Origin of the sequence: Streptomyces sp. MnatMP-M17 (assembly GCF_900091995.1) — a bacterium.
Classification (GTDB): Bacteria; Actinomycetota; Actinomycetes; order Streptomycetales; family Streptomycetaceae; genus Streptomyces.
On sequence record NZ_FMDK01000882.1, the window covers coordinates 1 to 2,259 of the forward strand.

A 2,259-nucleotide genomic window follows, 5' to 3' on the forward strand; every position below is an offset into this window, starting at 1 on the left:
GTCCCGGCGGCGAGTTGCTGCTGCGGGAGCTGGACGGTCCGTTCGTACGGCTCGAAGAGGTGCTGACCGACACCGATGTGGTGGTCGTTCTCGCCACCGAGGACGGAGGCCGGGCCGCCGCTTCCGCGATCGGGCGGCTCTGCGGGAGGAAGGGCATCACGACTGCGGGAGTGGTGCTCGGCGACGGCTTCGAGGCCGGCGACGCCGTCGCCGCGCTGCGTCCGTACGCCCGGGTGCTGCTGCTGTCCGCCGACGAGAGCGATGTGTTCGAACTGCTCACGGCGCTCAGGGTCTAGGACCGCCTGCCTGTCCCCGTTGCGCGCCCGTTTCATCCGTCCGACGCTTCATCCGTCCGACGACGACCGGAAAGACGAAGGCATCATGACCGACAAGATCAGTCCGCGCTCGCTCCAGCGGATGAAGGAGGACGGCCGCAAGATCGTCGGTGTGGTGGCCTGGGACTACCAGATGGCGCGCATCGTGGACCGGGCCGGTGTCGACCTCGTCTCGGTCGGTGACACGGTCGGTATCAATCTGTGGGGGCAGTCCAATCCCTTCGAGGTCACCATGGAGCAGATGCTCGTGGTCACCAGGGCGGTGCGCCTCGGCGTGCGGCGCGCGCTCGTCAGCGCGGACTTCCCGTTCGGTCCGCTTCAGGAGGGCACCGACAGCGCGGTGCGCGCGGCGATCCGGTTCGTCAAGGAGGCCGGCGTCGACATGGTCAAGCTGGACGCCGCCTCGGACTTTCCCGAGGCGGTCACGGCCATCACCCGCGCGGGCATCCCGGTCTTCGCGCAGATCGGCATCACACCGCAGACCGCCCTGCGCTACGGCGTCGAGTACAGCGCGATTCCCTCCGCCGCCGACCAGGTGCCGGTGGCGATGAAGGACGCGCTGGTCGCCGAGGCCCGACTGCTGGAGGAGGCGGGCGCCGTCCTGCTCAACTTCACCAACTCGGGCCCGGTCGTGGGCGCCGCCGTCGCCGAGGCGGTCTCCATCCCGGTCGTCGGCGGATTCGGCGGCGGCCCATGGCTCGACGGCCGGATGCGCATGGTCAACGCGGCCATCGGCTACGCCGCCTCGTCGCTCGACGACCCGCCGGACACCTATGCGAACGTCGCCCGGATCACGCTCGACGCGATCACCGCGTACGCCGGCGACGTCCGGGCCGCGCGGCAGATCGCCGGAGGCATCTCCGTAACGCCCAGGACCTGAGCCCTGTCCTGGCCGGGCCTCGCGCGCCCGGTCGCGACCGGGCAGGACAGGGAACCACGAGAGGAACAGCGCCCATGCCCACCGCCGTCATCGACGGGATCTCCACCCGCTACGAGGTGGCCGGCTCCGGCCCGCCGCTGCTGATGTTCTCGCCCGGAGGCTTCGACTCCTCGCTGGAAGGCTGGCGGGAGACCGGGATCTACCGGCGGCTGCGTCTGCTGGACCGGCTCACCGAGCGCTACACCTGTATCACCTTCGACCGCCGTGAGTCCGGCCGCTCCGGCGGCCGGCTGGAGCGGATCTCCTGGGCCGACTACGCCGCCCAGGGTGTGGGACTCCTCGACCATCTCGGTTTCGAGCGGGCGCATCTGATGGGCGGCTGCGTCGGCTGCTCCACCGCGGCGGTGCTCGCGGTGACCCGTCCCGAGCGGGTGCTGAGCATGGTGCTCTACTCGCCCGCGGGCGGAGTGAAGTACCGGATGAAGCAGCACGCCCGGTTTCTGCGGCACTTGGCCCATGCCGAGGAGTACGGTACGGCCGGCGTGGCGGAACTGGCGCGGAGCACCGGCTCGGGATTCACCGCGGATCCGAGGGTGGGCCCGTGGGCGGGCGTCATCCGGCGGGACGAGGCGTTCGCCGAACGGTATGTACGGACGGACCCGGAGCGGTATCGCGTGATGGTCACCGGTATGGCGCGGCTGCTCTTCGACCGCGACACGGTGCCGGGCCCGGAGCCCGAGGATCTGCTGACACTCGATGTCCCGGCGCTCGTGGTGCCGGGCCAGGACGACTCGCACGCGCCGTCGGCCGCCCGGTATCTCCAGGAGTGCCTGCCGCTCGCCGAGTACTGGAACGTTCCCGTGACGGAACAGACGGAGACGAGCGCACCGGCGCGAGTGCTGGAATTCCTGGCCGAGGCGGGGGAGTAGCGCCCCGGCCGCGGCAGGGGTGCGAACATACGGAACGTACGATCCGCGTCCGCCCTCGCTCAGGGCCCGGGGGCGGGGCGAAGGCGCGGGGCGCGGGCGGTGTCAGAACGCCCGC

2 protein-coding genes and 1 pseudogene are annotated in these 2,259 nt (G+C 71.1%); all 3 read left to right on the top strand.

Going from position 1 to position 2,259, the window contains the following annotated elements; all coding sequences use genetic code 11:
- A pseudogene (locus tag GA0115259_RS32670) lies at window positions 1–296 on the top strand (3-methyl-2-oxobutanoate hydroxymethyltransferase); the annotation flags it as partial.
- 85 nt (window positions 297–381) lie between these two features.
- Entirely contained in the window at window positions 382–1,215 is an 834-nt protein-coding gene (locus tag GA0115259_RS32675; RefSeq protein ID WP_093603666.1) for a 3-methyl-2-oxobutanoate hydroxymethyltransferase, read from the top strand.
- Between the two features lie 74 nt (window positions 1,216–1,289).
- The gene (locus GA0115259_RS32680) at window positions 1,290–2,144 is read left to right on the top strand and encodes an alpha/beta fold hydrolase (RefSeq protein WP_093603664.1); all 855 of its coding nucleotides are present in this window, start codon (window positions 1,290–1,292) and stop codon (window positions 2,142–2,144) included.
- Window positions 2,145–2,259: the final 115 nt, after the last annotated feature.

Coding starts and splice junctions, on each gene's coding strand:
- GA0115259_RS32675 (WP_093603666.1), top strand. CDS start 382: ATGACCGACAAGATCAGTCCGCGCTCGCTCCAGCGGATGAAGGAGGAC.
- GA0115259_RS32680 (WP_093603664.1), top strand. CDS start 1,290: ATGCCCACCGCCGTCATCGACGGGATCTCCACCCGCTACGAGGTGGCC.